This is a genomic window from Pseudomonas sp. B21-051 (genome assembly GCF_024748795.1).
Classification (GTDB): domain Bacteria; phylum Pseudomonadota; class Gammaproteobacteria; order Pseudomonadales; family Pseudomonadaceae; genus Aquipseudomonas; species Aquipseudomonas putida_A.
Window position 1 is genome coordinate 322,538 of record NZ_CP087166.1, and the last position, 23,646, is coordinate 346,183.

A 23,646-nucleotide genomic window follows, 5' to 3' on the forward strand; every position below is an offset into this window, starting at 1 on the left:
TGCGCCTGAGTGAACAGACGCATTATGCCTAGGCTCAGGCGAAGACGTCAGCGTCCTTGAGCAGCGCACCGACCTGATCCTTGGCCGACAGCTTCGGCGCTTCGTCCAGTTGCCAGTCGATGCCCAGAGCAGGGTCGTCCCAGCGAATGCTGCGCTCGGACGATGGATCGTAGTAGTTGGTGGTCTTGTAGAGGAATTCGGCGAACTCGCTCAGCACCACGAAACCATGGGCAAAGCCTTCCGGAACCCACAGTTGACGGTGGTTCTCGGCCGACAGGCGTACAGCAACCCACTTGCCGAAGTGCGGCGAGCTGCGACGGATGTCCACGGCTACATCAAGCACTTCGCCGGCGGTCACCCGAACCAGTTTGCCTTGGGTATTTTGCAGCTGGTAATGCAGGCCGCGCAGCACGCCTTTCTGCGAGCGCGAATGGTTGTCTTGAACGAACTGAGTGTCCAGACCGGTCGCTTCCTGGAATGCCTTGGCATTGAAACTCTCGTAGAAGAAGCCGCGCTCGTCACCAAATACCTTGGGTTCGATGATCAGAACACCGGGCAGATCGGTGGTGATTACATTCATGAGGTTTTTTCCAGATCGGGGTGAATGGCCGCCATTCTTGCGCAAAGTGCCGACGGATGCGAGCGCTTGAATATCTCCGGTCGGGGGTTGCGCATCGTCTGCAGCAATGGCGATATAGGCGCCTGATAAAATCTCAGGGGTCGTCCCATGCCGCTCGCCACGTTGATTCATCGCGCCAGTTTGCCCAGCCCACAGGTCTCCGAGGCGCAGGCCCGGCAGTGGTTGGCCGAGCATTACGGGCTCAGCGGCACGCTACAGGCGCTGGGCAGTCAGCAGGACCTGAATTATCGGGTCGACAGTGAGCGTGGGCGCTTTGTCTTGAAAATCTGCCGCGGCGACTATGCACTTGTGGAGTTGCAGGCTCAGAATGCAGGCCTCAAGTACCTTGCCGAATACTCTTCGGTGCACGTACCCAGAGTGATTCCGGCCAGTAACGGCGCGGATCTGTTATCGCTGGAGGCCGACGGCGAGCCAGTGCACGTGCGTTTGCTGGACTACATCGAGGGTCAGTCGCTGACTCATCTTGATCACTTGGGCCGCGACGTGGTGGCCGGTTTCGGTCAACTGTGTGGCGAGATGGATCTGGCCCTGGCCGGCTTCGATCACCCGGGCCTTCAGCGCACGCTGCAATGGGATGCGCGCCACGCCAGTGCGCTGATCAGCCATCTGCTGCCGGTGATTCAGGATGAGCGCCAGCGCGCCTTGATCGCGCAAGCCGCCGAACAGGCCGAACGTCGCTTGCAGCCGTTGCAGGACAAGCTGCCGGTGCAGGCGATCCACATGGACATCACCGACGATAACGCTGTCTGGCAACGCGATGCCAAGCGTCATTGGCAATTGCAGGGCGTGATCGACTTCGGTGATCTGGTGCGCACCTGGCGTATCACCGATCTGTCGGTGACGTGCGCGGCGCTGCTGCACCATGCCGGCGGTGATCCGTTTGTGATTCTGCCGGCGGTGCAGGCCTATCACGCGGTCAATCCGCTGCAACATGAGGAGTTGCTGGCGTTGTGGCCGTTGATCGTGGCGCGGGCGGCGGTGCTGGTGCTCAGTGGCGAGCAACAGGTCAGCATCGATCCGGGTAATACCTATAGCCGCGACAACCTTGGCCACGAATGGGAAATTTTCCACGTGGCCACTTCTGTACCCCAGGCGCTGATGGAAGCGGCGATCCTCACGTCAGTCGGCCAGCGTCTTCCGGCGATCGGCAGTGAGGGTTTTGCGCCGCTGTTGCCAGAGCTGGTCGGGCGGGAATTTGCGCTGATCGACCTTGGCGTCCTGAGTCCGCATTTCGAGGCGGGCAACTGGGAGCAGCAGGGGATCGATCAACGATTGCTGACGGAAGCCGCCGCGGCGCATGGCCTGGCGGCGAGTCGTTACGGGCAATATCGCTTGTCGCAGACGCGGCCCGACAGTGCCGTCGAGCCGGAGACGTTCCCGCTGCACGTTGAGTTGCGCGTGCCGCAGGGTTCGGCCGTGGAAGCGCCGTTCGCCGGTGTGCTGCATCACGCGGCGGATGGTGTGTTGCAACTCGACGGACCGCAGCTCAGCGTGCGCCTGTGGGGCGTGAACGCCTCGCTGCACAGCGGCGCGGCGCTGGTCAAAGGTCAGGTGCTGGGTACGGTCGATGGCTCGTTGAAGGTGCAGTTGAGCCGCGTTGCATCGCTGGATGCGCCATTGTTCTGCAGTCCTGCGCGCGCTGCAGCGTGGCAGGCCCTGTGTCCATCGCCAGCCACTTTGCTGGGTCTGGCCTGCGATGCCGAGCCGGAGCTGGACGCGAAAACCTTGCTCGAACGGCGCAACGCCAGTTTCGCCCGCACGCAAAAACACTATTACGTCGACCCGCCGCGCATCGAGCGTGGCTGGCGTAATCACCTGATCGACATGCAGGGCCGCTCCTACCTCGACATGCTCAACAACGTCGCGGTGCTCGGTCACGGCCATCCGCGCATGGCGCAGGTGGCGGCGCGGCAGTGGTCGCTGCTCAACACCAACTCGCGCTTCAACTATGCGGCGGTGGCGCAGTTTTCCGAACGCTTGCTGAAGCTGGCGCCGGAAGGCATGGACCGGGTGTTCCTGGTCAACAGTGGCAGCGAGGCCAACGACCTGGCGATCCGTCTGGCGTGGGCCTACAGCGGCGGGCGCGACATGCTCAGCGTGCTGGAGGCTTATCACGGCTGGACCATCGGCGCCGACGCGGTGTCGACGTCGGTTGCCGACAACCCGCGAGCGCTGGAAAGCCGTCCGGACTGGGTGCACCCAGTGACCGCGCCGAACATTTACCGTGGCGAGTTCCGCGGCCCCGATTCTGCGCCGGACTATGTGCGCAGCGTCGAAGCCCAACTGGCGCATATCGCCGCGCAGGATCGCCAACTGGCCGGCTTCATCTGCGAGCCGGTGTATGGCAATGCCGGTGGTATCTCGCTGCCGCCGACGTATCTGAAACAGGTGTACGCATTGGTGCGTGCCCAAGGCGGGGTGTGCATCGCCGACGAAGTCCAGGTCGGTTACGGACGCATGGGCCACTTCTTCTGGGGTTTCGAAGAGCAGGGCGTGGTGCCGGACATCATCACCATGGCCAAGGGCATGGGCAACGGCCAGCCGCTCGGCGCCGTCATTACGCGTCGGGAAATCGCCGAGGCGCTGGAAGCGGAAGGCTATTTCTTCTCGTCGGCCGGCGGCAGTCCGGTGAGCTGCCAGGTCGGTATGGCGGTGCTGGATGTGATGGAAGAAGAAAAGCTCTGGGAAAATGCCCAGGTGGTCGGCGGGCATTTCAAGGCGCGGCTGGAAGCCTTGATCGATAAGCATCCGCTGGTGGGCGCGGTACATGGTTCCGGTTTCTATCTGGGGGTGGAGCTGATCCGCAACCGCGAGACGCTGGAGCCGGCCACCGAGGAGACCACGTTGTTGTGCGATCGCCTGCGCGAGCTGGGGATCTTCATGCAACCGACAGGGGATGACCTGAACATTCTCAAGATCAAACCGCCGATGGTCACCTCGCGGCGCAGTGTGGATTTCTTTGTCGACATGCTGGATCGCGTGCTTGAGGAAGGTCTCTAAACCAGACCCTGTAGGAGCTGCCGCAGGCTGCGATCTTTTGATTTTGTAAAGCCAGATCAACAGATCGCAGCCTACGGCAGCTCCTACAGAGATTCAGATTTATATCGATAATAGTTGTGTGATTTTAGATGTCTGGATGTTTTTTAGCTTTTAATACCGATATTTATCGGTTATAAAATCGCCATCGCTTTGCAACCCTTCGACGGTTCCCTGGAGTCCTGATCCGATGACCACTTTGAAAAGTACCCCGCGTGACGATGGTTTCTACATGCCGGCCGAGTGGGCGCCGCAGACCCAGACATGGATGATCTGGCCTGAGCGTCCGGACAACTGGCGCCTGGGTGGCAAACCGGCGCAGGCCGCGCATGTTGCAGTGGCCAAGGCCATCGCCCGTTTTGAACCGGTGACGGTTGCCGTGTCGGCCGGCCAGTACGAGAACGCTCGTGCACGCCTCGACGTGCCGAATATCCGTGTGGTCGAGATGTCCAGCGATGATGCTTGGGTGCGTGATACCGGGCCGACGTTCGTCATCAACAACAGTGGCGAAGTGCGCGGTGTGAACTGGGACTTCAACTCCTGGGGTGGTTTTGAAGGCGGTCTGTATTCGCCGTGGAACCGTGATTCACAGGTCGGTGGCAAGATCCTCGAAATCGAGCGCAGCCCGCGTTATCGCACCGAAGGTTTTGTGCTTGAAGGCGGTTCGATTCACGTCGACGGTGAAGGCACGCTGATCACTACTGAAGAGTGCCTGCTCAATCACAACCGCAACCCGCACCTGGGCCGCGAAGAAATCGAAGCGGTGCTGCGCGACAATCTGTCGGTGGACAAGATCATCTGGCTGCCGGATGGCCTGTTCAACGACGAAACCGACGGCCATGTGGATAACTTCTGCTGCTACGTACGTCCGGGCGAAGTGCTACTGGCGTGGACCGACGATCCGCAGGATCCGAACTACCCGCGCTGCCAGGCGGCGATGAACGTGCTGCAAAGCAGCACCGACGCCAAGGGCCGCCCGTTCACGGTGCACAAGATGCCGATTCCGGGGCCGCTGTACGCGACCGAAGAAGAGTGCGCCGGTGTCGATCCGGTGGACGGTACCCAAGAGCGCAACCCTTCCGTGCGTCTGGCCGGATCCTATGTGAACTTCCTGATCGTCAACGGCGGCATCATTGCGCCGAGCTTCGACGATCCCATGGACGCGCCTGCGCGGGAAATCCTGCAGAAGCTGTTCCCGCAGCACGAAGTGGTGATGGTGCCGGGCCGCGAACTGTTACTGGGCGGCGGCAATATCCACTGCCTTACCCAACAGCAGCCAGCCCCGCACAAAGAGTGAGTTGAGACGTAACAGCTTGAGTTGATTCATAAATCGGCCGGGCAAAAATTAGCTTGCTATGCATTCAAACAAGCCCGCGGTCCGGTTGGACCGCGGGCTTGTTTGTATCCGCTTGTCGACAAATCGGAAACCTTGGCATAGCTCTTGTATCGGACGAAGCGCACTAGGGAGAGGGGGGAACTTCAACAGTTCTGTCATATACCTTGGATAACGTAGCCGCTCACGAACGGGGAGAGAGCGCTGAAATGAACGCCGAAGTGAACGTAGTCAGCGAGCGGACTTTGCATCCCATGGCCGTCAACGGCGAATCGCTCCAGATTGTCGCGCACTTTTTGAAATCCAACGGAACGCGTCAGATCAGGGAACCTGATCCGCGCCGGATGATGATCGAGCGCTACCCCGCTGGCCTGTTCAGCGAGGCCGAACTGGAAGCGTTATGGGCTGTGATGGAAGGATAAGAAAAACAACAGGGATTGGTAAAAGCGCTGCCGGGATGGCGGCGCTTTTTTATGGAAAAGCGAAAAGATCGCAGCCTTCGGCAGCTCCTACAGGGAAGCACACCACCCCATGTAGGAGCTGCCGACGGCTGCGATCTTTTGATCCTGCTTTTAAAAACTATAGGTACCGGTCATCACCACGCTGCGCGGTGCGCCTGGCTGGATCTGATATTGGCTGGTGGCCGAGGCGTAATACTCGCGGTCGGTGATGTTGTTCAGTGCCGCGCGCAAGTCCCAGTCCTTGAAGCGGTAGCCGAGCAGCGCATCCCAGCGGCCATAACCCGGCAGCACGGTGGTGTTGGCGTTGTCGGCATAACGCTGGCCAACCAGGGTCAGGCCGGTTTCACCGTACCAGCCCATTTCCGGTTTCCAGGTCAGGAACAGGCTGCCGTTGTGTTTGGCCACGTTGTTGACGCGGTTGCCTTCCAGGCCGTTGTTGTCCTTCTCGATGGTGGTGTCCTGCACGCCGATGCCACCGCGCATGTACCAGTTGCCGACCAGTTTGCCGGTGGCGGTCAGCTCCACACCCCGTGAGCGCTGAAGGCCGGTCATGACGGTCAGGGTCGGATCGTTCGGGTCGCTGGTGCGGCGGTTGTAGAGTTCCAGGTCGTAGATTGCCAGCGTGGTGCTCAAGCGATCATCCAGCCAGTCGCTTTTTACGCCGATTTCTTTCTGTTTGGTCAGCTCCGGACTCAAGTCGTTGCTATTGCCGGCGGCGCCCGGGGTGATGCCGATCAGGCCACCGCCCACTGGCGAGAAGGTCTTCGACCACGAGGCGTAGAACGAATGATTCTGCAGCGGCGTCCAGACAATCCCGACGCGCGGGCTGGTGCTGTGGCTGTCGCGATCCTCAGTGATGTTCTTGAGCTTGTTGGTCGACTCGATATCGAAGGTGTCGTAGCGCAGGCCGGCCAGCAGTTGCCATTGATCATTCAGGCGCAGTTGATCCTGGACGTAGACCGCGCGGCTTTCGACTTCGGTGTGGCTGTCGCTGAACACCTGCATGCTGCCGGTGTGGCGCAGATTGCGGTTCGGGTTGTACAGGTCGAGCGATGGCACCGGTTGTGCGCCCGGGGTCTTGCCAGTCGCGGCGTTGTACAACTTCGGATCGCGGCGCTGGCTGCCGATTTCGACGCCGGTCAGCAGGCGATGCTCGAGACCAAAGGTGTCGAAACCGCCTTCCAGCTCAAGGTTGTTGTAGACGTTTCGGGTGGTCAGGTCCTGCTGCCAGTGCTGGCGCGCGACCTTGTTGGTTTTCGAGTCGAAGTTGGTGAGGTAGGTGTTGTCGAAATCGCTGTCGAGCTTGAACACGCCCAAGGTCTGGCGCAGCTGCCAGTTGTCGTTGATCTCGTAGGTGAGTTTCGAGCGCAGGGACTGCGCCTTGTCGTCGATGAAATCGTGATCGTTGCCGTAGGTGGTGTCGCGGCCGACGTCTGCCGGGCGGCCATTCACCCCCGGAATGCCGCGATCCGGCGTACGGTTGTAGCGACTGTATTCGTATTGCACCAGCCAGTTGAGGTCCGGGGTCAGCTGCCAGCTCATCGACGGGGCGAACAGCTGGCGGTTGCCACTGACGCCGTCGCGGAAGCTGTTTTCATCCATGTTGCCCATGTTCAGGCGCAGGCTGAGGTTTTCGCTGGGGTCGGTGCTGAGGTCGGCGTACAGGCTGCGCAGGTCTTCGCTGCCGCCCTGGGCCTCGATGGTCGAGCGACGGCCGAACTCGGGCAGCTTGCTCACGCGGTTGACGATCCCGCCCTGGCTGCCACGGCCGTAAAGTACCGCCGCCGGACCTTTGAGCACTTCGACCCGCTCGATGTTGTGCAGGTCGCGCTTGTACTGGCTGTCGTCGCGAATGCCGTCCAGATAGAAGTCGTTGCTGGCGTCGAAGCCGCGGATGCGCAGGCTGTCGAAGCGCGTGTCGGCGCTGCTGCTGACGTTGGGAATGCCGCTCAGAGCATCGCCGATGTCGTTGGTGCCGTAGTCGGCGACGTTCGTGGTCTTGATCGAGTCGATGGCCTGCGGCACATAACGCACCGGGGTCGAAGTGCGAGTCGCAGTGGTGCTGATCTTGACGCGCGGGTCCTCGGCCTGTTCTTCGGCGCTGATCGCGGTGGCGGGCAGTTCGGTGGCGGAGTAAGCAAAACCACTGGACAGAAAGACAGACAATCCAAGGGTGACAGGCGTGAGGCGGAACGGGGCAGGCATGGAAAAGCGCATCCGAAAGGGTAAGGAAATTCAAGCGCGCGAATGGTAATGCTTTGCATTTGCTCCCGTAATTTTATTCCTGAGAAGTTACCTTGTGGGATTGTTTCAATTTGTGTCGATCTCGATACAACCTGAGCGATCGATCCATTCGACCGATTGGCGAAACAGTCTTGAAGCCATACCGGCGTTTTTCCCCGATGCGCGAAGGAATAGTCTGCCGCCATCGATTTTTCCTGATTGTCTGCCGGAGTCCTCCCATGATCCTTCACTACATCTACGATCCATTGTGCGGCTGGTGCTACGGCGCCAAACCGCTGGTGCAAGCGGCGCAGAAAGTGCTGCCGGTCGTTGCCCATGCGGGTGGAATGATGAGCGGCGCGAATCGCCAGCGCGTTTCGCCGCAACTGCGCGATTACGTCATGCCCCATGACCGGCGCATTGCCGAATATACCGGGCAGCCATTTGGCGAGGCGTATTTCGAAGACCTGCTGCGCGATCACTCGGCGGTTTTCGATTCAACGCCGCCGATCGCAGCGGTGATGGCGGCAGAGTCTATCGACGGCCGTGGTCTGCAACTGCTCGGACGTTTGCAAACGGCGCATTACGTGGAAGGGCGGCGCATTGCCGATGAATCTGTGCTGTTCGAACTCGCCAGTGAGTTGGGTTACGCCGAGGACACCTTTGCGGCTGCGTTTAAGTCCGTTGATACGGCAGCGCATGTAAAAGCCAGCCGCGTGCTGTTGGCGCAACTGGGCGGCCAGGGATTTCCAACGTTGGCACTGGAGCAGGATGGACAATTTACCTTGCTCGACATCAGCCCATGGCTTGGCAAACCGCAGGCTTTCGCCGACTGGTTGGGACAAGCGGTGGTCGCGGCTGAGTCGGGGCAATCCCCCGCGCAATGCGGTCTCGACGGTTGCGCGTAATCGCACTGGATTCACTGGCTGAGCGCATTTCCGAGCAATACGCTATCGCAAAATTTACGATTCTTAGACGATTTTTACCTATTTAAAGACGATTCTTGAAATTGACACATTATTGAGGGCGCGGCTACGATTCGGCCCAACGCCTGTGGCCAACCGCCATGACTCAAAAATAATAAAAGGGCCCGACACGGTTTTGCCGTGGGCGGGTCTTTTTGTTTCGGGGTGAAAAAAGAGTGCAATAGCGCCGTTTCAGCCGTTCGACACAGCGCGTTTCAACCCGTAATAAGGAAAACAAAATGTTGAACAAGCGAATCAGTCTGATCGCACTGGGGATGTTAAGTGCTACACAGGCCATGGCTGACGGCCAGGCCGAATCCAAGGGTTTTGTTGAAGACAGCAGCCTCAAAGTGCTGCTGCGCAATGCCTACATCAATCGTGATTACAAAGACGGCAATCCGGACAGAGCCGAGTGGGGCCAGGCGGCCATCGGTACGTTTTCGTCCGGTTTCACCCAAGGCACCGTGGGTGTGGGTGTGGATGCTTTCGGTCTTTACGCACTGCGTCTGGATGGCGGCAAGGGCCGCAGCGGCGCCGGTGGTATCGACTTCTTCAAACAGGGTGACAGCGGCAACGCGGCTGACGACCTGTCCAAGGGTGGCGCTGCGGTCAAATTCCGCGTGTCCAACACCGTGCTGACCTACGGTGACCAGATGCCGGCCCTGCCGGTGCTGAACTACGACAACTCGCGTCTGCTGCCGGAAAGCTATACCGGTACCTTGATCACTTCCAAAGAGATCAAAGGCCTGCAATTGGACGCCGGTCGTTTCACTGCCGAATCGCGCAAAAGTGCTGAAGGCCGTGACAGCGGTGGTCTGAAGTCGATCAACGTATTGGGCGGTAGCTATCAGTTCACCGAACAGTTCAAGGCGGCGCTGTACGCTTCCGACGTTGAAGACGTCATGAAGAAGCAGTACGTGAACGCCAACTACGTGTTCCCGATCGACAAGGATCAATCCCTGACCCTGGACTTCAACGGCTATCGCACCAAGCTCGACAAGTCCTATGCCGACATCAAGAACACCGGCGGCCAGGACAACAAGATCTGGAGCCTGGCGGCCACATTCGCCACCGGCCCGCACTCGTTCACCGTGGCGCACCAGCGCAGTACCGGTGACAGCAACCTGGGTTATCCGTACGGCGGTTATCAGAACGATGGTCGTCGTCAGGGCGACGGTGGCAACACCATCTACCTGGCCAACTCCTACTGGTCGGACTTCAACGCTGAAGACGAGCGCAGCTGGCAGTTGGGCTACGGCCTGGACTTCGGTGCCTTCGGCGTACCGGGTCTGAGCTACAACTTCGCTTACGTGCGTGGCGATAACATCACCACCGACACCAGCAGTGGCGGCACTGAGCGTGAGATCTTCAACCAGGTCAAATACGTCGTGCAAAGCGGTCCGGCGAAAGACCTGAGCGTGAAACTGCGCAGCTCGATCCTGCGCGTCTCGCAGAAATCCGCCGACTACAACAGCAGCGGTAACGAAGTGCGTGTATTCGTGGACTACCCGATCAACATCTTCTGATGAACGATCCGGTGTAAGAAACATGAGAAAACCCCGACTGGTTCGGGGTTTTTTTCGAGGTCTTTTCTATAGAAACTGTAAAAAACCCGTGTTTTTGTCACGTAAAAGTTGTTTTCAAGCGTCTTCAAGTACCGTTTCAAACTGGGCTTTAAATGCCTGAAATTCTTTCTCATGGACGCAAATTCTCCACCTAATAGATTAGGCCGCTCAACGCAGCGGAGAATTTGGTAATGATCGTTTTGAACAGAGAAGTGGGCGAATCGCTACGGCGCGACAAATATGTCAACGTCCAGGGTGGTGACTTCAATCTCTACGGTCATTTTGCCGACTTCGTCAGACTGACCAAAAGTTGGGAAAACATGGAGCCAGACAGTTACTACGGTCAGGCCGAAGCCGGCATGCGTTACCGTCGTTACAGCGACTTTGAGTACAACCCGAAAACACGTGAATTGAAGCAACTCGAGCATCGCGCGTACGTGCAGTCGAAAGAGAACAACGCCTACGTGGGCGGTGTTGTGCGGCACTTTCAGGACTTCTCCGATGAAGTGATTACTTCGCCGGTGATGCGCAGCCTGATCGACACCGATTTTGAAGTGTACAAAAGCGTATTGCCGGAAGAGCTGCACGATGAAATCTGGCAGTGCCAGATCCATCAGATCCGCATCGAGATCAAACCCGGCAAGCAACTGGAAATCACCCCGGAAGGGATTCACTGCGACGGCTATCCGTTCAGTGGTGTGCACTTCTGGGGGCGCAACAATGTCGAGGGCGCGGAGAGTCGTCTTTACGACATCCACGAGCATCAACTGGCGTCGACCACCTACCAGGAAATTCTCGACACCACCTACTTCCTTGATCGCGATATGCGCCACTACGTAACCCCGGCGCGCAACACCCACACGCATGCCATGGCGTACCGGCAGATTCTGGCGATTTCCTTCTCGCGGCCCGGGACCGCTTTCGACATTGTTCGCTAATCAGATCACCCCAATCGATGGCGTCGAGTGCTCGACGCCGGTGGTGCTGCGACGCGCCACCGCCAAGGACGCGCAGCGCATGGAGCGCTTCTTCCGGCAGTTCGACGAAGTGTCGTTCTGCGAATGGCAGGATGCCAAATGCCTGCGCGGTGTATTGATCCAGAAGACCACCACGGCCTATCTGGCCTTCGACGTCGAAGGCGAAATCGTCGGTGCGGTGCTCGGCGGCATGCTTGGTAGTCGCGGCACCATCAACCACCTGGCGGTCAGCCCGCGCTATCGCAGCCAGGGAGTCGGTCAGCGGCTGGTGGAAGCGGCGTCGTCCGACATGAAGCGGGTCGGTGTATTACGGATGTTTCTGTTCGTCGACGATGCTAACCTCGCGGGCAAGCGATTCTGGACTGCCCAGGGTTTTTGCGAACCCCACGGCGAGCGGACATTTGAGAGGGATCTATGAATGAAACGTCCGGCAGTGCGCCGCTGATGGCTGCCCATCAGCCATCGCGCACGTTTGCCGAAGCCAGCCCGGTGGTGGCCGGTTATTTCACGGTGTCGTTCGTGTTTGGGCTGATGGCGGTCAACGCCGGGCTGCCGATGTGGCTGCCGGTGGCGATGTGCTTGTTCGTTTACGCCGGCGCTTCGCAATTCGCCGCGCTGGCGCTGATCTCCAGCGGTGCTTCGCTGACTACCATTGTGCTGACCACGTTCCTGATCAATGCGCGGCACATGCTGATGTCGGTGTACATGGCCAAGGCCCTGCGCGCGCTGGGGCTCAGCCGCATGGAGCGCTGGGCTTACGCGGGTGGGCTGACCGATGAGTCTTTTGCGTTTCACAGCGTCAAGCTAGGCACCGGCGCGCCGGTCAATATCCGTTACCTGATCGGCTTCAACCTGTTCTGCCACACCTCCTGGGTGCTGGGTGGATTGCTGGGCGCCGTTTGCGCGCAATATGCGTCGCACCTGATCAAATACCAGCTCGACTACGCACTGACCGCGATGATGCTCTACGTGCTGGTGTCGCTGTGCAACACCCGCAACAAACTCATCGCCGCCGCGGCTGCCGTCGCCTGCATGGGCGCGCTGAGCCTGGTCGGCACTTCGCCATTCAACGTATTCATCGCCACGTTTGTGGGCTGCGGAGTGGGTGTATGCCTGACCAAACGTTCCTGATTCTGGTGGTCGCGCTGATGATGGCCGTGACCTTCCTGCCACGCGCGCTGCCGCTGCAAGTCAACACCGAGCACTGGCCGCCGTTCGTTGCGCGGGCGCTGGAATACCTGCCGGTGGCGATCGTCGCTGCGATCAGCCTGACACCCTTGTTGATCAAGGATCAGCACCTGCAGCTCGATCGCCCGGAATTTTATGCAGCCATTCCGACGTTGTTATGTGCGTATTTCAGCAAAAACCTCTTTCTCAGTGTGGCGGTTGGGACGGCTGCGTACATTGCGCTCGGCTCGTTCATGTAGCGGCAGATCGACCACGTCATTCAGGGCCTGCCCCGACAGGTTCGGGTTGTTCACCGCCAGACGCACTTCGAGGAAATCCTCGAATCCGGGGAAAATCGTCAGGCCGTTCTTCTGCGCGGCCTCACGAGACACCATGCCGACCGCGTCCATCTGCGTGATCAACGACAGCGTCAGTGTCTCGCTGCAGGAATAGACCATGCGCTGACCGTTCTCGTGATTGCCCAGTCCGGCGTCGAGAAAACGCAGGAAACTGTGGGAATACGGACAATCTTCCGCAGGACGCACCTGAAACTTGTTGCCCAGCAACGTCAGTGGATCGTTTTCCTGCCCGCAATGGGCACCGACCACCTGCACCTGTACATCCGGCAAAACAATGCTCGGCAGACCCGGACGTTGCGGGCCGATCAGTACCGCGAGGTCAAAGTCTTCGTTCTTCAGTTTGCTGAGGTTCTCCATCGACTCGGCGTAGCTGAATTCCATCTGATAATCGGGAAACACCTCGATCAGGCGTCCGATCATTCGCCGGTTGAAGTCAGACGACAACGTGTTGTTCAACGCGACCTTCAATGTGCGTTGGCCGGGCACCTTGAGCGCCTCGACCTTTTCTTCCATCTGTCGCGTGGCAATCAGCACTTTGTCCATGTAAGGCGTCAGCTCCGTGCCTTGCGGCGTCAGCGTCAGCCCTTTGTTGGAACGACGAAACAAGCGGAAACCGAACTGCTCTTCGACCTTGTTCAACTGCGCGGCCAGGGCCTGCACAGTCAGGCACGAATGCTCGGCTGCGGCCGACAACGAGCCGGTCTGCACGATGCGCATCAGGTTGCGTAAGGTTCTGCTATCCATGGGTAATGCCCTCTGAAGTGGGCTGGGTATTGTTGTTTACGAGACTGCCGATCCGGCGTCATATGCCGGCTATATTCCAGCACCTGAGCATAGTTGTCGCGGGTTTAGTAGCGAATTGATGTCCCCGCCGATGGCTGGAAGCTGACACAGGATCGGGATTTTTGATGACGTGGGGGTGATGAAGGTCAAAAAATACTGCCTTGGAATAACAATTCGTGGCTTTTTCCGGGATCTGTTCAAAGGAACGAATTGATTCATTTGCGGATTAAAAGAAAACAAACATCCGTATCTGTACTAGGCTTGAGAGCATGTCACTCAGCAATGGAGGCAGCCGTGCCTACCCCAGCCCTCACCCCGCGTGAACAACTCGACGTCCCCGAAGCCGGGCGCGTCGCGCTGAAGTTTTTCTTCAATCTCATGGAGCGCTGGGGCTGCAGCGCCGAGCAGCAGCGCACGTTGTTGGGCGGCGTGGGCAACACCACGTTTTACAAATACAAGCACCTGCCGCCAAACATTCGCCTGCCGCACGACACGCTGGAGCGCATCTCGTATCTGATGGGCATTCACAAGGCCTTGAGCATCATCTTCAGCAACAGCAGCGAGCGCGCCTATACGTGGGTCAGCAGCCCGAACACGGCTGCACCATTCAATGGCCGGACCGCGCTGGATTACATGCTGGCGGGGAGGGTGGTCGACATCGCCGACGTGCGCCGCTACCTCGATGGGGTACGCGGTTGAAGGCCCCGCCGCTGGCTGAGCCGCAATGGCCCAAGGCCTACCGGATCGTCAACAGCAGCTTCCCGCCGATTGCGCTGTTCGAAGACGTGCTCGACCCCGAAGACCTGGAAATCGCCTACGCGCTGGAAGCGCTGACCAACGATCGCCTGATCGAACAGGCCGGCGTCCTCGCCCGCGTGCGCCCCGAAGACCGGCTCTCCGGCCCCGGTTCATCCCCGGTGATGGCGGCGTTTACCCACATCGGCAAAAGCAGCCGCTTCACCGATGGCACCTTCGGCGTCTACTACGCCGCCAGCAGCCAGGCCGCGGCCATCGCCGAAACCTGCTATCACCAGGAGCGTTTCCTCGCGGCCACCAACGAAGCGGACCTTGAGTTGACCATGCGTACTTACGTCAATCGTGTGGTTAAGCCGCTGCATGATGTTCGTGATGACTTTCCCGATTTGCATCAACCCGATCCAGACGCCTATGGCCCATCCCAGGCGTTTGCCCGACAACTGCGTGAGTCTGAATCGTGGGGGATGCTCTACAACAGCGTTCGCCTGCCGGGCCACGAATGTGTCGCCGCTTTCCGGCCGCCAGCGGTGTCGATTCCGAAGCAGGGCAAACATCTGCGTTATGTGTGGAGTGCGAGTCAACGCAGGATTTCGTTTGTGTTTGAGATCAGTCAGGTTTGACGCGCGATCTTATTCGACAGCCTGCTCGTAGCCGACCTGAGCAACCGAATGAGAAAACTCATTAATGCTCAATGAATTGGAACAATTCCGGAGGGATTTGCTGGAATCTGTACGTCAGATGAAGGCCGGTAAAGCTGTACGTGTAACCAAGGTGCCGCGCCCCGCACCGGCAGAAGCACATCCCTCGATAACGAGCCATCCAGATCAATGACGATTTGGGGCTTCACAGGCTTGAGGCAGTGTGGACGTAATGTGGACGTACCAGAAACAACAAAGCCCCTGCATTTCTGCAGGGGCTTCGTTTTGTATGGTGCCGGCACCAGACGAACGGTAGCATTCGGCGCGGCTAGGTTTTCTGCGGGTCTGGAATTCGGTGGAAAATTTGGCGTACCCCAACTAGTAACTATAAATAAATCAGCTAGTTATGGCACTCAGTGGAATCGAACTGGGGCTTCACTGACGAGTAGCAATTTATTCAAATTGAGCCTGACCTGAAGCCTGAGCTCGCTAGCGCGTCCTAGGGTGAGCACCGCCTCAGAGCTCTGTCATCAATGCTTCAATTATTTTGTCGTGCCTTAGCTGAATCGCGTCCTTTCCCCAAAGCTGCTTATTGGCGACGAACGTGGCTATTTCTCGCTGCTGTGCGTTGTGTGTGTAGGTAGCCAGTTTCCTGGCAAATACGATATTTCCCACGGCACAGTTATGGGATTTGGAAAGCAGTAGGTAATTGCCGAGGCAGTTCAGATATTCAGAGGTGAACGTTTCATCGTATTCATCGTATCCGTGGGGCATGCCTGCGGGTTCACTCGTAGGTGCAATGTGATAATTTTTTGAAGAGAAAAATGGGGCTGAAAGTAATTAAGTGCATACAGTAAAGGTGTGCTCAATACACTGATGGTTAGTGAAGTGCCGAGTGAGGTCTTCGGAGATTAGAAGACCTCAAATCCCTCTTCGAGGTTTATAGAAATTAGTTGCCTTAATCATCACTCGGCGGAAACGAGGGAATGAAAATGTTTGGCGCTAAGTCATTTTCATCATACGGATCAACAGTTAACCAGTCGGTTATAACTGGAGGTATACCTGCGGTTGGATTAGCCCTCCAGTAATCTCGCCAATGATTATAACGATCACTCAGCGGTTTGACGTTGTCCTCGTCAAAAATAGTGGATATTAGCTCTTGAATCTGATGAACGCCGGGTGCTTCTGGGGATATATTTCGGCCGAACATTTCAGCAGTGTTAATAAGCGCTGTTGTTTCACTCAAAGTAGTGTAGAACTCAACCCTGTTTTTTTCCGTTAACTCTGCTATTGGAAGGTATGCCACTAGCTGAAGTGGAACTGCCAGCGCTTGAGGTCTGGGTTTTCCCTCTTGCATGAAGGATGGGTCGATATCTGCTATTACAACTGCTTGTTCTGTCTGCCCCAAGGCATCGTTAGGGTTGTTGTAATAAATACCCTTAGACCAGCCTGCGTAGGGAGTTATTAGGTCATGGAAAATTGATTTTTTTGCATTGTTCCAACTTTCTCTGCCAATGAAGCAACTTCCACCGATTGCTTGTTTCTTGCAAGCGGCATTGCAAAAAACTGTTGTTGCACCGCCAGATAGCAAAGTGGCTTGCCCAAATATCCAATAGTCTGCTGATCTGGAAGTCATTGCAGGTACAATGATGATAGATCTCCTACTATCGCCATCTCCCGATAGGCCTAGGTAGGCTGACATAGATATCAAATCTTCGATCAAGATGGCTTCTGCACTTTCATTTGATATCGTGTGTCCGAATTTAACGGCCAGTTTTTGTAGCTCGGCAGCTAAAGCTCTGTAGTTAACTGGACTCATTGGAAGGAAAAGCTCAGAACATATAAACTCCGTGCTATATAGTAGATGTCTCAGTTGCTTAGAATACTCCAGAATTTCCTCAGGTTTAATTTCGCTATCAAATGCTGTTCTGGCGCCATCACTATCACGTCTCCTGATTTCAGAAAGTAGGGAGTTCGGTGAAAATAGAGGAGCTAAAGGCTCTAACAGTGGCGAGAAAACTTCAGATGCTGCAAGTGATGAGTATTTTTTTCTGCGTGAGAATGTGCAAGCCAACCGGTCCCCGTTACTCAGGTTCAACGGAGCAATAAGCGTTAATATAGAGCTGTGTTCTCCCGAAAGGTATGTTTTAGGTTTTTCTGGTGGCAAAGTGGAAAAAGTTTTCAGGTGATCTGAAAGTCCCAGGATACCGTCATGAACTTCCGCGAACCCTGGATCTGTTGTGTTGCCATATAATTTGTATGTTCCGGCCAGCACGGCAGGCATTCCTGGCTTTCTTTTAATTTGTTCTCTAAGCCACTTGATCGTGTCTGGCCTTACTGAATACTCTGGTAGTACTAGTAAGTCCACGCCAAAGCTCTTACAAGAAGACAGTGCCTCTAATAAAAATTTTCGTCTGCGAAGCTCGTAGTGACTAACAGATGAAGATCCAGTTTTATTGGGTGGAAGCTCTTTGTTCCAATCTTTGGAGTCTACTATTGGGTGGCGATAGGTATCATTTACTACCCATTGCATGATTGCTATTCGAATATGTCCTGGCGAACGCTGTCGGCGCGGTTCCCATACCCTTTCTTGAATAGAACGCCATTCTTTTCGAGTCTTATTATCCGACTTCCTTGTCTTGGATGAAATATTATTAATGTCATCGGATGATACAAAAGCGTTACTTGGCGATAAACGCTCCAAGCCCTCTTGAGTAGCAATCTTGGCATCGATAAGCTCCGAAGTGTGATCCACTGGCTTAGCGTTCGAGCCAAGAGTGGAGGAATACTCTTCAAACGATGATTGAGATGAGTCTTTAATTTCGCTCTCAAGAGCGGTACGTTGGGGGATGGGAATTAAAAGCTTGCTAAGTTTTTCATCTCGTGCACTGATCAATAAGAGATTGTCATTGCAATCAAAGGTTTCTTGCCAGATGCTCAGAAGTTTGGAACCTTGTTGTATACGTTCAGGTTTTACTCCGCTTGATAGTGCGATCTGCCAACGAGAAATAGACCATTCTTCGCCAGATATAGTTGTGAAGCTATTTTCGGAGGAATTGAATTTCCAAGAGCCTACAGCTTTCTCTATGTTTAATTTTAAATTTGACTCTATAACTGAAAAACAATTAATTGCTTCAAGCACCCCTGGGTCGGCCCATGAAGAAAACGCATTATCGCAACTAAATTCAAATGGCCAGTCTGGATCAAGAGTAGCTTGATCATGATCACTTTTTATAGGTGTCTCGGAAAGGAGGATGGCTAGCTTTCCAATTTTATTTTTTGTTTCTATATCCCACTCGCGTTCTAAGGGCAGCTTTCGGTGTTCACCAAATAGTCCTACCCTCCCTGAAACCAAAACTAACCAACCCAAGGGTGTTATTTGGGTGAATGCTGACTCCGAGGCATTGGCTTTAACTTGTTTAATAAAATATTCATTTAGGAAAGGAATTGAATCCTCTGCCTGATCCAGCAAAAATCCGTTCTCTGTGATTTTCCACGTTTGAGTAAGCTCTCCTTCAGCGGGGTAAGGCCAATGATCTTCGCCTAAAGCCTGAATTATAAAAGCGAGCTCCCGCGCCCATGAGGAAATCGCAGCTATTTTACAACCCACAATGAGGGCGGATAAACTGCTTGCCTGCAAGGGGACTGAACGTTGTGCGTTTATTAGTTTAGAAAAACGCTCAGAGAGTTTGAAATAAGATGCAGGAATGATTCTATCGGTTGCTAGTAAGTTCTCGTCGTCACTATCTGCTAATTCTGCCCCCCAGCTGGTAGGCATTACGTTTATGACTTTTAGAGCAACTTTTTCGATGTAATGAGAGAAAAGTCCTTGTGAAAATGGATATATATTTCCGGACAGGCGAATATGCATTGCTGCTGTTTCGGCCTCACTGGATATAACATATGCAATCTCTTCAGACAGCTCCCCACCTACAGGAAAACCACGAAGAAGTTCTAGAGATCTAGCAACAGTTGCAGGTAGATGATCTTCATTCTCTAGCGGGCTTAGAACTTGATCTTTGAAATAAGTGCCGCGTAGCTTACGTAATACGTTCCTGAGTAAGTGAGTTGCCGGCTCTAGTAGTTCTTGCTTGTTAGCTGTATCTGCGGTTTTTTGGCCGAGTTCAGCAAATGTATCAATGTCACGACGAAACCCAGAAAGCTCTGATAAAAATACGCCTGTACGCCAATATCGGCCATATTGTTCAGGTACCTCTATGGTTCTCAGTCCACGTGAACCCTCTCTAACGAAGGCAAGTCCATCAAGGGATAACGCGGGATAGCTCAGAGTGAACAAAGAAATTGTTAAAACGCTTTCATCGTTGTGATCAGGTCTGTTGTTGGTGACTAAATATGGCCAAGCAGGTACATATTCTAGCTGGCTGGAAGATGAGGTTTTATTTATTCTAGCGATCGCTTCGTATGCATCTGCTATCCACTTTAACTTCGAGGCATCGATATCAAAGACCGGCGGAGAGCTTGGAGTCCAAAAGTTGTTATTTTCTTTTAGTTCTGCTTCAAAAATTTCCAGTTTTCCAACTTGTACTATGGCTTTCCAATTCGGTCGAAATTCAAGTGCGGAGGTGTCTGCTGTTGACACTTTAAAGGTCGGATTTTGAATACTCTCTGCATCTGCATTAAGTGATGGAAGAGTAACCCACCATATTTTTGAAATTTTTACCCAACTCGACTCGCTCGACCGATCAGAATAAAGAAGTAGGCCATGTGCTGGGATGCCTGGGAGAGGAGGGAAAGGTATTTTCGTCTCGCCATTTTGCAGTAAATGATGCCGATTAACTAATAGATGCGCCAAGGCTTCTCTAGGAGTGATCGCAGCAAATGTTTGTAATGCCAGAAGTATAACTTCTCCAGATGGATCATGATCATCACTGGCATGCTCGTCATTATCGCAGGAAGGAAGAAGACATTTAAGAATTGAAAGGTAATTATCATTGTCTAGGACGAAGGCACTTGACGGATTTTGAGACTTTTGTGATATTAGATTTAGCTCTTGTGCAAAATCCGCAAGGGGATCGGGCCCATTAGCTCCCGAGTTTATAGCCAAACAAACTATTGCTTTATGTAGCCACAAAAAAGCATCACGCAGCAGATTCCACTCTCCTAAAGGGTCACCAGATACTGTTAATCCTGTAATATTGCGGCCATTAGTTTCCGTATCTGTGATAATAGCCCTCTTGAGGGAGATTCTGAATGGTGCGTTCTGTTTCTCTATAATACTTAACGCAAGCGAATCAGTTTTAGAAGTCTGTATTAACTGATTTGATAGTTGACTAGCCATCCATTGAATACAAATGATTCTTTGCACAAACATACGTTTGAGTTGGTGTGTACCTTGCCCCCATCCCTCAGGGCATTGATCAGAACTGGTTGAGTAAAATGGCTCAAAAAAACTCGACTCACAGGCAACTCTGGCTAGGCTAATAATGCCTTGTTGTCGAGCATTAGATTCGCTAGAGTCGAAACCGTAATCGATCTTGTTTGCTCGCTCTAATAAACTTTGTAACCCTTCCAATGCGTAAAATGATGGGTCGTCCCAAGGTAAATCCTTGTTTAACTCGAAGGGTGAATTTTGACAAACGCTATTCCAAATTTCCCAATAAACACCAATAACATTTGTGTTGTTTGCATTGTGACAAATAATCGCCGAAATGTACCATGTCCAGCGCGCTGCTTTACTAAGCTCCGAAGGCCTGAGGTCGCTAGCTCTGAGGGCAGTAAAAAGCTGATTTTTTATTATTTCAGGTGATGCCTGATATAAACGTGGGTCTCTCAATAGCTCCAGTGAACTTTGCCGAGTTATTTGCTGCTCTTGCCACGCGCCCCAGCCATATTCGAAATCTTCAATTTCGAATACTTCCGTTTCTTCGCGCGGTCCTGATACGGCTAAAGCACGCCCAGAAGTTAGCTCATCTAAGAAATCTTGAGCACTCATTGGTGCAAAACTTTCTTTTGGAACCATTTCCAGTCCCAGTGAACTGGTTACGTCTTCGACAACAGCTCTGAGCACGTTCAGGATATCGAGGCTGTCGCTAATAATTACGACGTCATCAACGTAACGCGCATACCCTGCACGTGACTGCCCTTCATAGTTGTACTCTTTGAGCTTACTCCTTATTTTTGAATCCAGTTTGAAAAGTAAACTGTTACCTAACCATGCCGATAAAACTGGGCCTTGGGGGATTCCTCGCTCACGATCAGATTTTTTTGACTCTCCTGTATCTGGGTGATAGAAGTAAAATCCAAAACTTTGATCTACAAGAAAATCTACCACAGCTCGATTACGTTCACCTATAAAACCCTTAGGTTGGAATAGAGGAGCAAAATGTTCGGAACTATCCAAGTTTGCAAAGGCGGAGCTTATGCATTCTTGAAGCATACTTTTCATTACAGAGCGTTTTATATTGTCATAATAACGCTTTAAATCAAGTCGGACCATGTGTACTTGATTCATTCCTTTGCCTTGCGAAAGGAGCGATGCTATGAATTCCTTCCAGCAATCAAAGTAAGGTCGAAATATTCCTCCCGATGATGGTGGGTGTCGACCTTCTAGAACATCCATATCAATTTGATAGGCGAAGCTTAGTGTTTCTTCAAAGGATGAGCCATTAGGTTCTCCCGTGGTTTTTTGCTTATCCAGGCTCCGGTAGTAACGAACTGCTGGGATAAATTCGCTAAATTGTAGATCTGTACCGTCGTCTAGTTGTTCAGATAGCAACTCATTAATAATATATTGTTGGGCTATCAAGTCTTCTGGGCAGGGCATCGACTTCAGTCGCGGTTCAGTCTTGCCAAATCCACGTGAAACATGAACAGCGTCAAAAGGCTCGATAGGTTGAAACTGATTTTGCTTTAAGCGCGATGCAATTCCTTCATTAAACGTTGTCGCAGCTAATGACAGCCTACGCCAAGCGGCTATATCCGAAAGAACTTCCCCCTTATTAGCGCCAGATTGGGCTAACTCTCTCGCTAAATTTAATTTCAGAGCAGCGTTTTGGTCTGGATAAATATGATAATTAGTTTTTTCTTTGAGTTTTTTCGGTTCGCTATAACTGGCTAGTTCTTGTATCCAAGTTTTTTCTTCACTTAGCGGCGAGCCATTTATAACGAGAAGCTTTCTTGGAAAACCTTGGGATACGGCTGATAGATACTGTCCTACTCGAAATTTCGCCCCGGCGGGTATTGAACTCCAAGCGTTGTCATCCAGGATGGAAGAAGGCGAGATTTTTAATTTTTCTGATATGAGTGCGAGAGCCGCAGGATGCGTAGATCGATTGAGAAAGACCTCAGCTTCATCTATGTGCTTGTAGTTGCTCAGCAGTTCGTCAGGGTCTTTCGCAGTCAATAATTCGCTGGGAATATCTTCATCGAGAACCCAAATAAATGAAATCTCAACTCGAAGTTGAGTATCCTTATTTAAAATTTTCTCTATAGATATAGCTGAACCTTTAAGGCCAGCTTGATCGCGGTCTAAAAATATTCTTAAATGAAGTGGAGAAACTTCTGGGAGGGTGTTGGCGAGGTCGATTATAATTTGTGCTTGATGTTCAGAAAGACTTGAGCCTAAGATCGCTACTGCTGCGTACCCTAACTCTTCAAGTCTCAGACAGTCCAATAAACCTTCGCAAATATAGAGGGTGGGCTGCTTGTTGTCCTTGATAAGGAGTTTTATTCTAGAAAAAGCTTCGTGAGACCGATACAATATACTAGATTTGGGTAGCCTAGGAGAATATAAGTACTTTGGTGATCGTGACCCCTCTTTTGTTTTGCGGCCTGCAAAGCCTACAAGTTGGTTATGTTCGTCTCGTATCGGAAATATTACTCGCTCATCGTAAAAGAAGTCTCTATACGAATCACCTAAGTTTAAATTTTGGACTCGCTCCTGAACTAGTTCTGAGGTTTCTCGTCTTATCAGTCCATTGGACTCGAACTGTTCGAGAGTGGCTCTGAATGCTCCATAGTTGTTTTTATTTTTTTCTATTTCTCGCGATAATGTTCTTGGAGGTGCTAGATAAATTTCTGCGATTGTGCTTGTGGATAGTGTAAGCTTTCTGAGGGTTAGCCAATTCTCAAGCTCTTTGCTTGAATTGGTTTTATATATTTTTAGTGCGCTTTCTAAGGTTTTGAAGTCAATATTAATCTTTGAGGATTCGTTTTTCTCGGAAGGCGACAAATTGTTTTTGGGTTTTGTTCTGAAAGTTTGCTTTGAAATAGTGTAGCCGTAAGTTTCCGCCAGCCATTTCACAGCAGTAGTAAAATCTACATTTTTGACATTTTGTACAAACTTAAATATGTCTCCGTGAGCGTGGCAAGAAAAACAGTGGTAATGGGATCTATCGCTTGAAGTTTTTTTATATAACTGCATTGAGGGATTTTTTTCGTTATGCTCAATACATAAAGATACCGATTTATCACCAACCCTCTTGACCGATAATCCCAGGCGTTCAGCAAGCTCATCAATTTCCACATTGTCAGCCAATTGCTGGATCAATTGGTGAAATTCATTCCTTGAAATTTTGTTATTCATGTTGAATTCGCATTTATGTAGATGATGGCAAAACTGTATCATTTTTTTAGGATGGCTGCATGGGAGTTGAAATACAGTTTCAATTTTTTAACTGGGTTTCCGTCCTGAGATGTATAAATTGGAGTCGTGTGTTTAGCGGATTCAGTAAACCTCAGGTCTTGTGATAGGCTGACTCTATTGATATTCCTCCATGTTCTT

Annotated in this window: 16 protein-coding genes and 1 pseudogene; 12 read left to right on the plus strand and 5 right to left on the minus strand. The window is 53.2% G+C overall.

Annotated elements, in window-relative coordinates; translation table 11 throughout:
- Positions 1-34 precede the first annotated feature (34 nt).
- Positions 35-580 carry a dTDP-4-dehydrorhamnose 3,5-epimerase gene (gene rfbC / locus LOY52_RS01430; protein WP_047290831.1) on the minus strand — a complete coding sequence of 182 codons (546 nt, stop codon included), beginning with the start codon at positions 578-580 and terminating at the stop codon, positions 35-37.
- 147 nt (positions 581-727) lie between these two features.
- Here rfbC and LOY52_RS01435 point away from each other — a divergent pair, with 147 nt between their 5' ends.
- From LOY52_RS01435 to LOY52_RS01445, 3 genes are all read left to right on the plus strand, one after another.
- Positions 728-3,640, plus strand: coding sequence for an aminotransferase (locus LOY52_RS01435; RefSeq protein ID WP_258677903.1), 2,913 nt, complete (start codon positions 728-730; stop codon positions 3,638-3,640).
- A gap of 226 nt (positions 3,641-3,866) precedes the next feature.
- Positions 3,867-4,973, plus strand: coding sequence for an agmatine deiminase (gene aguA / locus LOY52_RS01440; protein ID WP_007961848.1), 1,107 nt, complete (start codon positions 3,867-3,869; stop codon positions 4,971-4,973).
- Positions 4,974-5,218: 245 nt separating this feature from the next.
- Entirely contained in the window at positions 5,219-5,431 is a 213-nt protein-coding gene (locus LOY52_RS01445; RefSeq protein WP_007961849.1) for a hypothetical protein, read from the plus strand.
- A 150-nt stretch (positions 5,432-5,581) separates the two neighbouring features.
- Here the strand turns inward: LOY52_RS01445 and LOY52_RS01450 are convergent, their stop codons facing one another.
- Positions 5,582-7,675, minus strand: a complete 2,094-nt coding sequence (locus LOY52_RS01450; protein WP_258677905.1) for a TonB-dependent siderophore receptor — start codon at positions 7,673-7,675, stop codon at positions 5,582-5,584.
- A 257-nt stretch (positions 7,676-7,932) separates the two neighbouring features.
- Here LOY52_RS01450 and LOY52_RS01455 point away from each other — a divergent pair, with 257 nt between their 5' ends.
- The 6 genes from LOY52_RS01455 to LOY52_RS01480 all read left to right on the plus strand — a co-directional run bounded on the left by LOY52_RS01455 (position 7,933) and on the right by LOY52_RS01480 (position 12,627).
- A complete protein-coding gene (locus tag LOY52_RS01455; RefSeq protein ID WP_258677907.1) occupies positions 7,933-8,601 on the plus strand; it encodes a DsbA family protein in 669 nt (222 codons plus the stop codon).
- A 296-nt stretch (positions 8,602-8,897) separates the two neighbouring features.
- Positions 8,898-10,184 carry an OprD family porin gene (locus LOY52_RS01460; RefSeq protein WP_139053589.1) on the plus strand — a complete coding sequence of 429 codons (1,287 nt, stop codon included), beginning with the start codon at positions 8,898-8,900 and terminating at the stop codon, positions 10,182-10,184.
- A 230-nt stretch (positions 10,185-10,414) separates the two neighbouring features.
- The gene (locus tag LOY52_RS01465; protein WP_007961854.1) at positions 10,415-11,161 is read left to right on the plus strand and encodes a 2OG-Fe dioxygenase family protein; all 747 of its coding nucleotides are present in this window, start codon (positions 10,415-10,417) and stop codon (positions 11,159-11,161) included.
- 79 nt (positions 11,162-11,240) lie between these two features.
- Entirely contained in the window at positions 11,241-11,618 is a 378-nt protein-coding gene (locus LOY52_RS01470) for a GNAT family N-acetyltransferase (RefSeq protein WP_003220700.1), read from the plus strand.
- Positions 11,615-12,331, plus strand: coding sequence for an AzlC family ABC transporter permease (locus LOY52_RS01475; protein ID WP_003220701.1), 717 nt, complete (start codon positions 11,615-11,617; stop codon positions 12,329-12,331). Before LOY52_RS01470 ends, LOY52_RS01475 begins: the two co-directional genes overlap by 4 nt.
- Complete coding sequence (locus LOY52_RS01480) at positions 12,310-12,627, plus strand: AzlD domain-containing protein (RefSeq protein ID WP_003220702.1); 318 nt, start codon at positions 12,310-12,312, stop codon at positions 12,625-12,627. The genes LOY52_RS01475 and LOY52_RS01480 overlap by 22 nt, the downstream gene beginning before the upstream one ends.
- On the opposite strand, the gene LOY52_RS01485 is transcribed toward LOY52_RS01480, so the two are convergent.
- The gene (locus tag LOY52_RS01485) at positions 12,544-13,470 is read right to left on the minus strand and encodes a LysR family transcriptional regulator (protein ID WP_007961685.1); all 927 of its coding nucleotides are present in this window, start codon (positions 13,468-13,470) and stop codon (positions 12,544-12,546) included. The genes LOY52_RS01480 and LOY52_RS01485 overlap by 84 nt on opposite strands.
- A gap of 321 nt (positions 13,471-13,791) precedes the next feature.
- On the opposite strand from LOY52_RS01485, the gene LOY52_RS01490 reads away from it, so the two are divergent.
- From LOY52_RS01490 to LOY52_RS01500, 3 genes and pseudogenes are all read left to right on the plus strand, one after another.
- Positions 13,792-14,208 carry an MbcA/ParS/Xre antitoxin family protein gene (locus LOY52_RS01490; protein WP_258677912.1) on the plus strand — a complete coding sequence of 139 codons (417 nt, stop codon included), beginning with the start codon at positions 13,792-13,794 and terminating at the stop codon, positions 14,206-14,208.
- A complete protein-coding gene (locus tag LOY52_RS01495; RefSeq protein ID WP_258677913.1) occupies positions 14,205-14,885 on the plus strand; it encodes an RES family NAD+ phosphorylase in 681 nt (226 codons plus the stop codon). The genes LOY52_RS01490 and LOY52_RS01495 overlap by 4 nt, the downstream gene beginning before the upstream one ends.
- Before the next feature lie 64 nt (positions 14,886-14,949).
- A pseudogene (locus tag LOY52_RS01500) lies at positions 14,950-15,075 on the plus strand (transcriptional regulator); the annotation flags it as partial.
- Positions 15,076-15,419: 344 nt separating this feature from the next.
- Here LOY52_RS01500 and LOY52_RS01505 read toward each other — a convergent pair.
- Positions 15,420-15,677, minus strand: a complete 258-nt coding sequence (locus LOY52_RS01505) for a DUF1524 domain-containing protein (RefSeq protein ID WP_207283343.1) — start codon at positions 15,675-15,677, stop codon at positions 15,420-15,422.
- A 184-nt stretch (positions 15,678-15,861) separates the two neighbouring features.
- Positions 15,862-23,448, minus strand: coding sequence for a CHC2 zinc finger domain-containing protein (locus tag LOY52_RS01510; protein ID WP_258677914.1), 7,587 nt, complete (start codon positions 23,446-23,448; stop codon positions 15,862-15,864).
- Positions 23,449-23,646: the final 198 nt, after the last annotated feature.

Coding starts and splice junctions, on each gene's coding strand:
- LOY52_RS01490 (WP_258677912.1), top strand. CDS start 13,792: ATGGAGGCAGCCGTGCCTACCCCAGCCCTCACCCCGCGTGAACAACTC.
- LOY52_RS01485 (WP_007961685.1), bottom strand. CDS start 13,470: ATGGATAGCAGAACCTTACGCAACCTGATGCGCATCGTGCAGACCGGC.
- LOY52_RS01475 (WP_003220701.1), top strand. CDS start 11,615: ATGAATGAAACGTCCGGCAGTGCGCCGCTGATGGCTGCCCATCAGCCA.
- aguA (WP_007961848.1), top strand. CDS start 3,867: ATGACCACTTTGAAAAGTACCCCGCGTGACGATGGTTTCTACATGCCG.
- LOY52_RS01465 (WP_007961854.1), top strand. CDS start 10,415: ATGATCGTTTTGAACAGAGAAGTGGGCGAATCGCTACGGCGCGACAAA.
- LOY52_RS01450 (WP_258677905.1), bottom strand. CDS start 7,675: ATGCCTGCCCCGTTCCGCCTCACGCCTGTCACCCTTGGATTGTCTGTC.
- rfbC (WP_047290831.1), bottom strand. CDS start 580: ATGAATGTAATCACCACCGATCTGCCCGGTGTTCTGATCATCGAACCC.
- LOY52_RS01470 (WP_003220700.1), top strand. CDS start 11,241: ATGGAGCGCTTCTTCCGGCAGTTCGACGAAGTGTCGTTCTGCGAATGG.
- LOY52_RS01460 (WP_139053589.1), top strand. CDS start 8,898: ATGTTGAACAAGCGAATCAGTCTGATCGCACTGGGGATGTTAAGTGCT.
- LOY52_RS01435 (WP_258677903.1), top strand. CDS start 728: ATGCCGCTCGCCACGTTGATTCATCGCGCCAGTTTGCCCAGCCCACAG.
- LOY52_RS01445 (WP_007961849.1), top strand. CDS start 5,219: ATGAACGCCGAAGTGAACGTAGTCAGCGAGCGGACTTTGCATCCCATG.
- LOY52_RS01510 (WP_258677914.1), bottom strand. CDS start 23,448: ATGAATAACAAAATTTCAAGGAATGAATTTCACCAATTGATCCAGCAA.
- LOY52_RS01480 (WP_003220702.1), top strand. CDS start 12,310: ATGCCTGACCAAACGTTCCTGATTCTGGTGGTCGCGCTGATGATGGCC.
- LOY52_RS01505 (WP_207283343.1), bottom strand. CDS start 15,677: ATGCCCCACGGATACGATGAATACGATGAAACGTTCACCTCTGAATAT.
- LOY52_RS01455 (WP_258677907.1), top strand. CDS start 7,933: ATGATCCTTCACTACATCTACGATCCATTGTGCGGCTGGTGCTACGGC.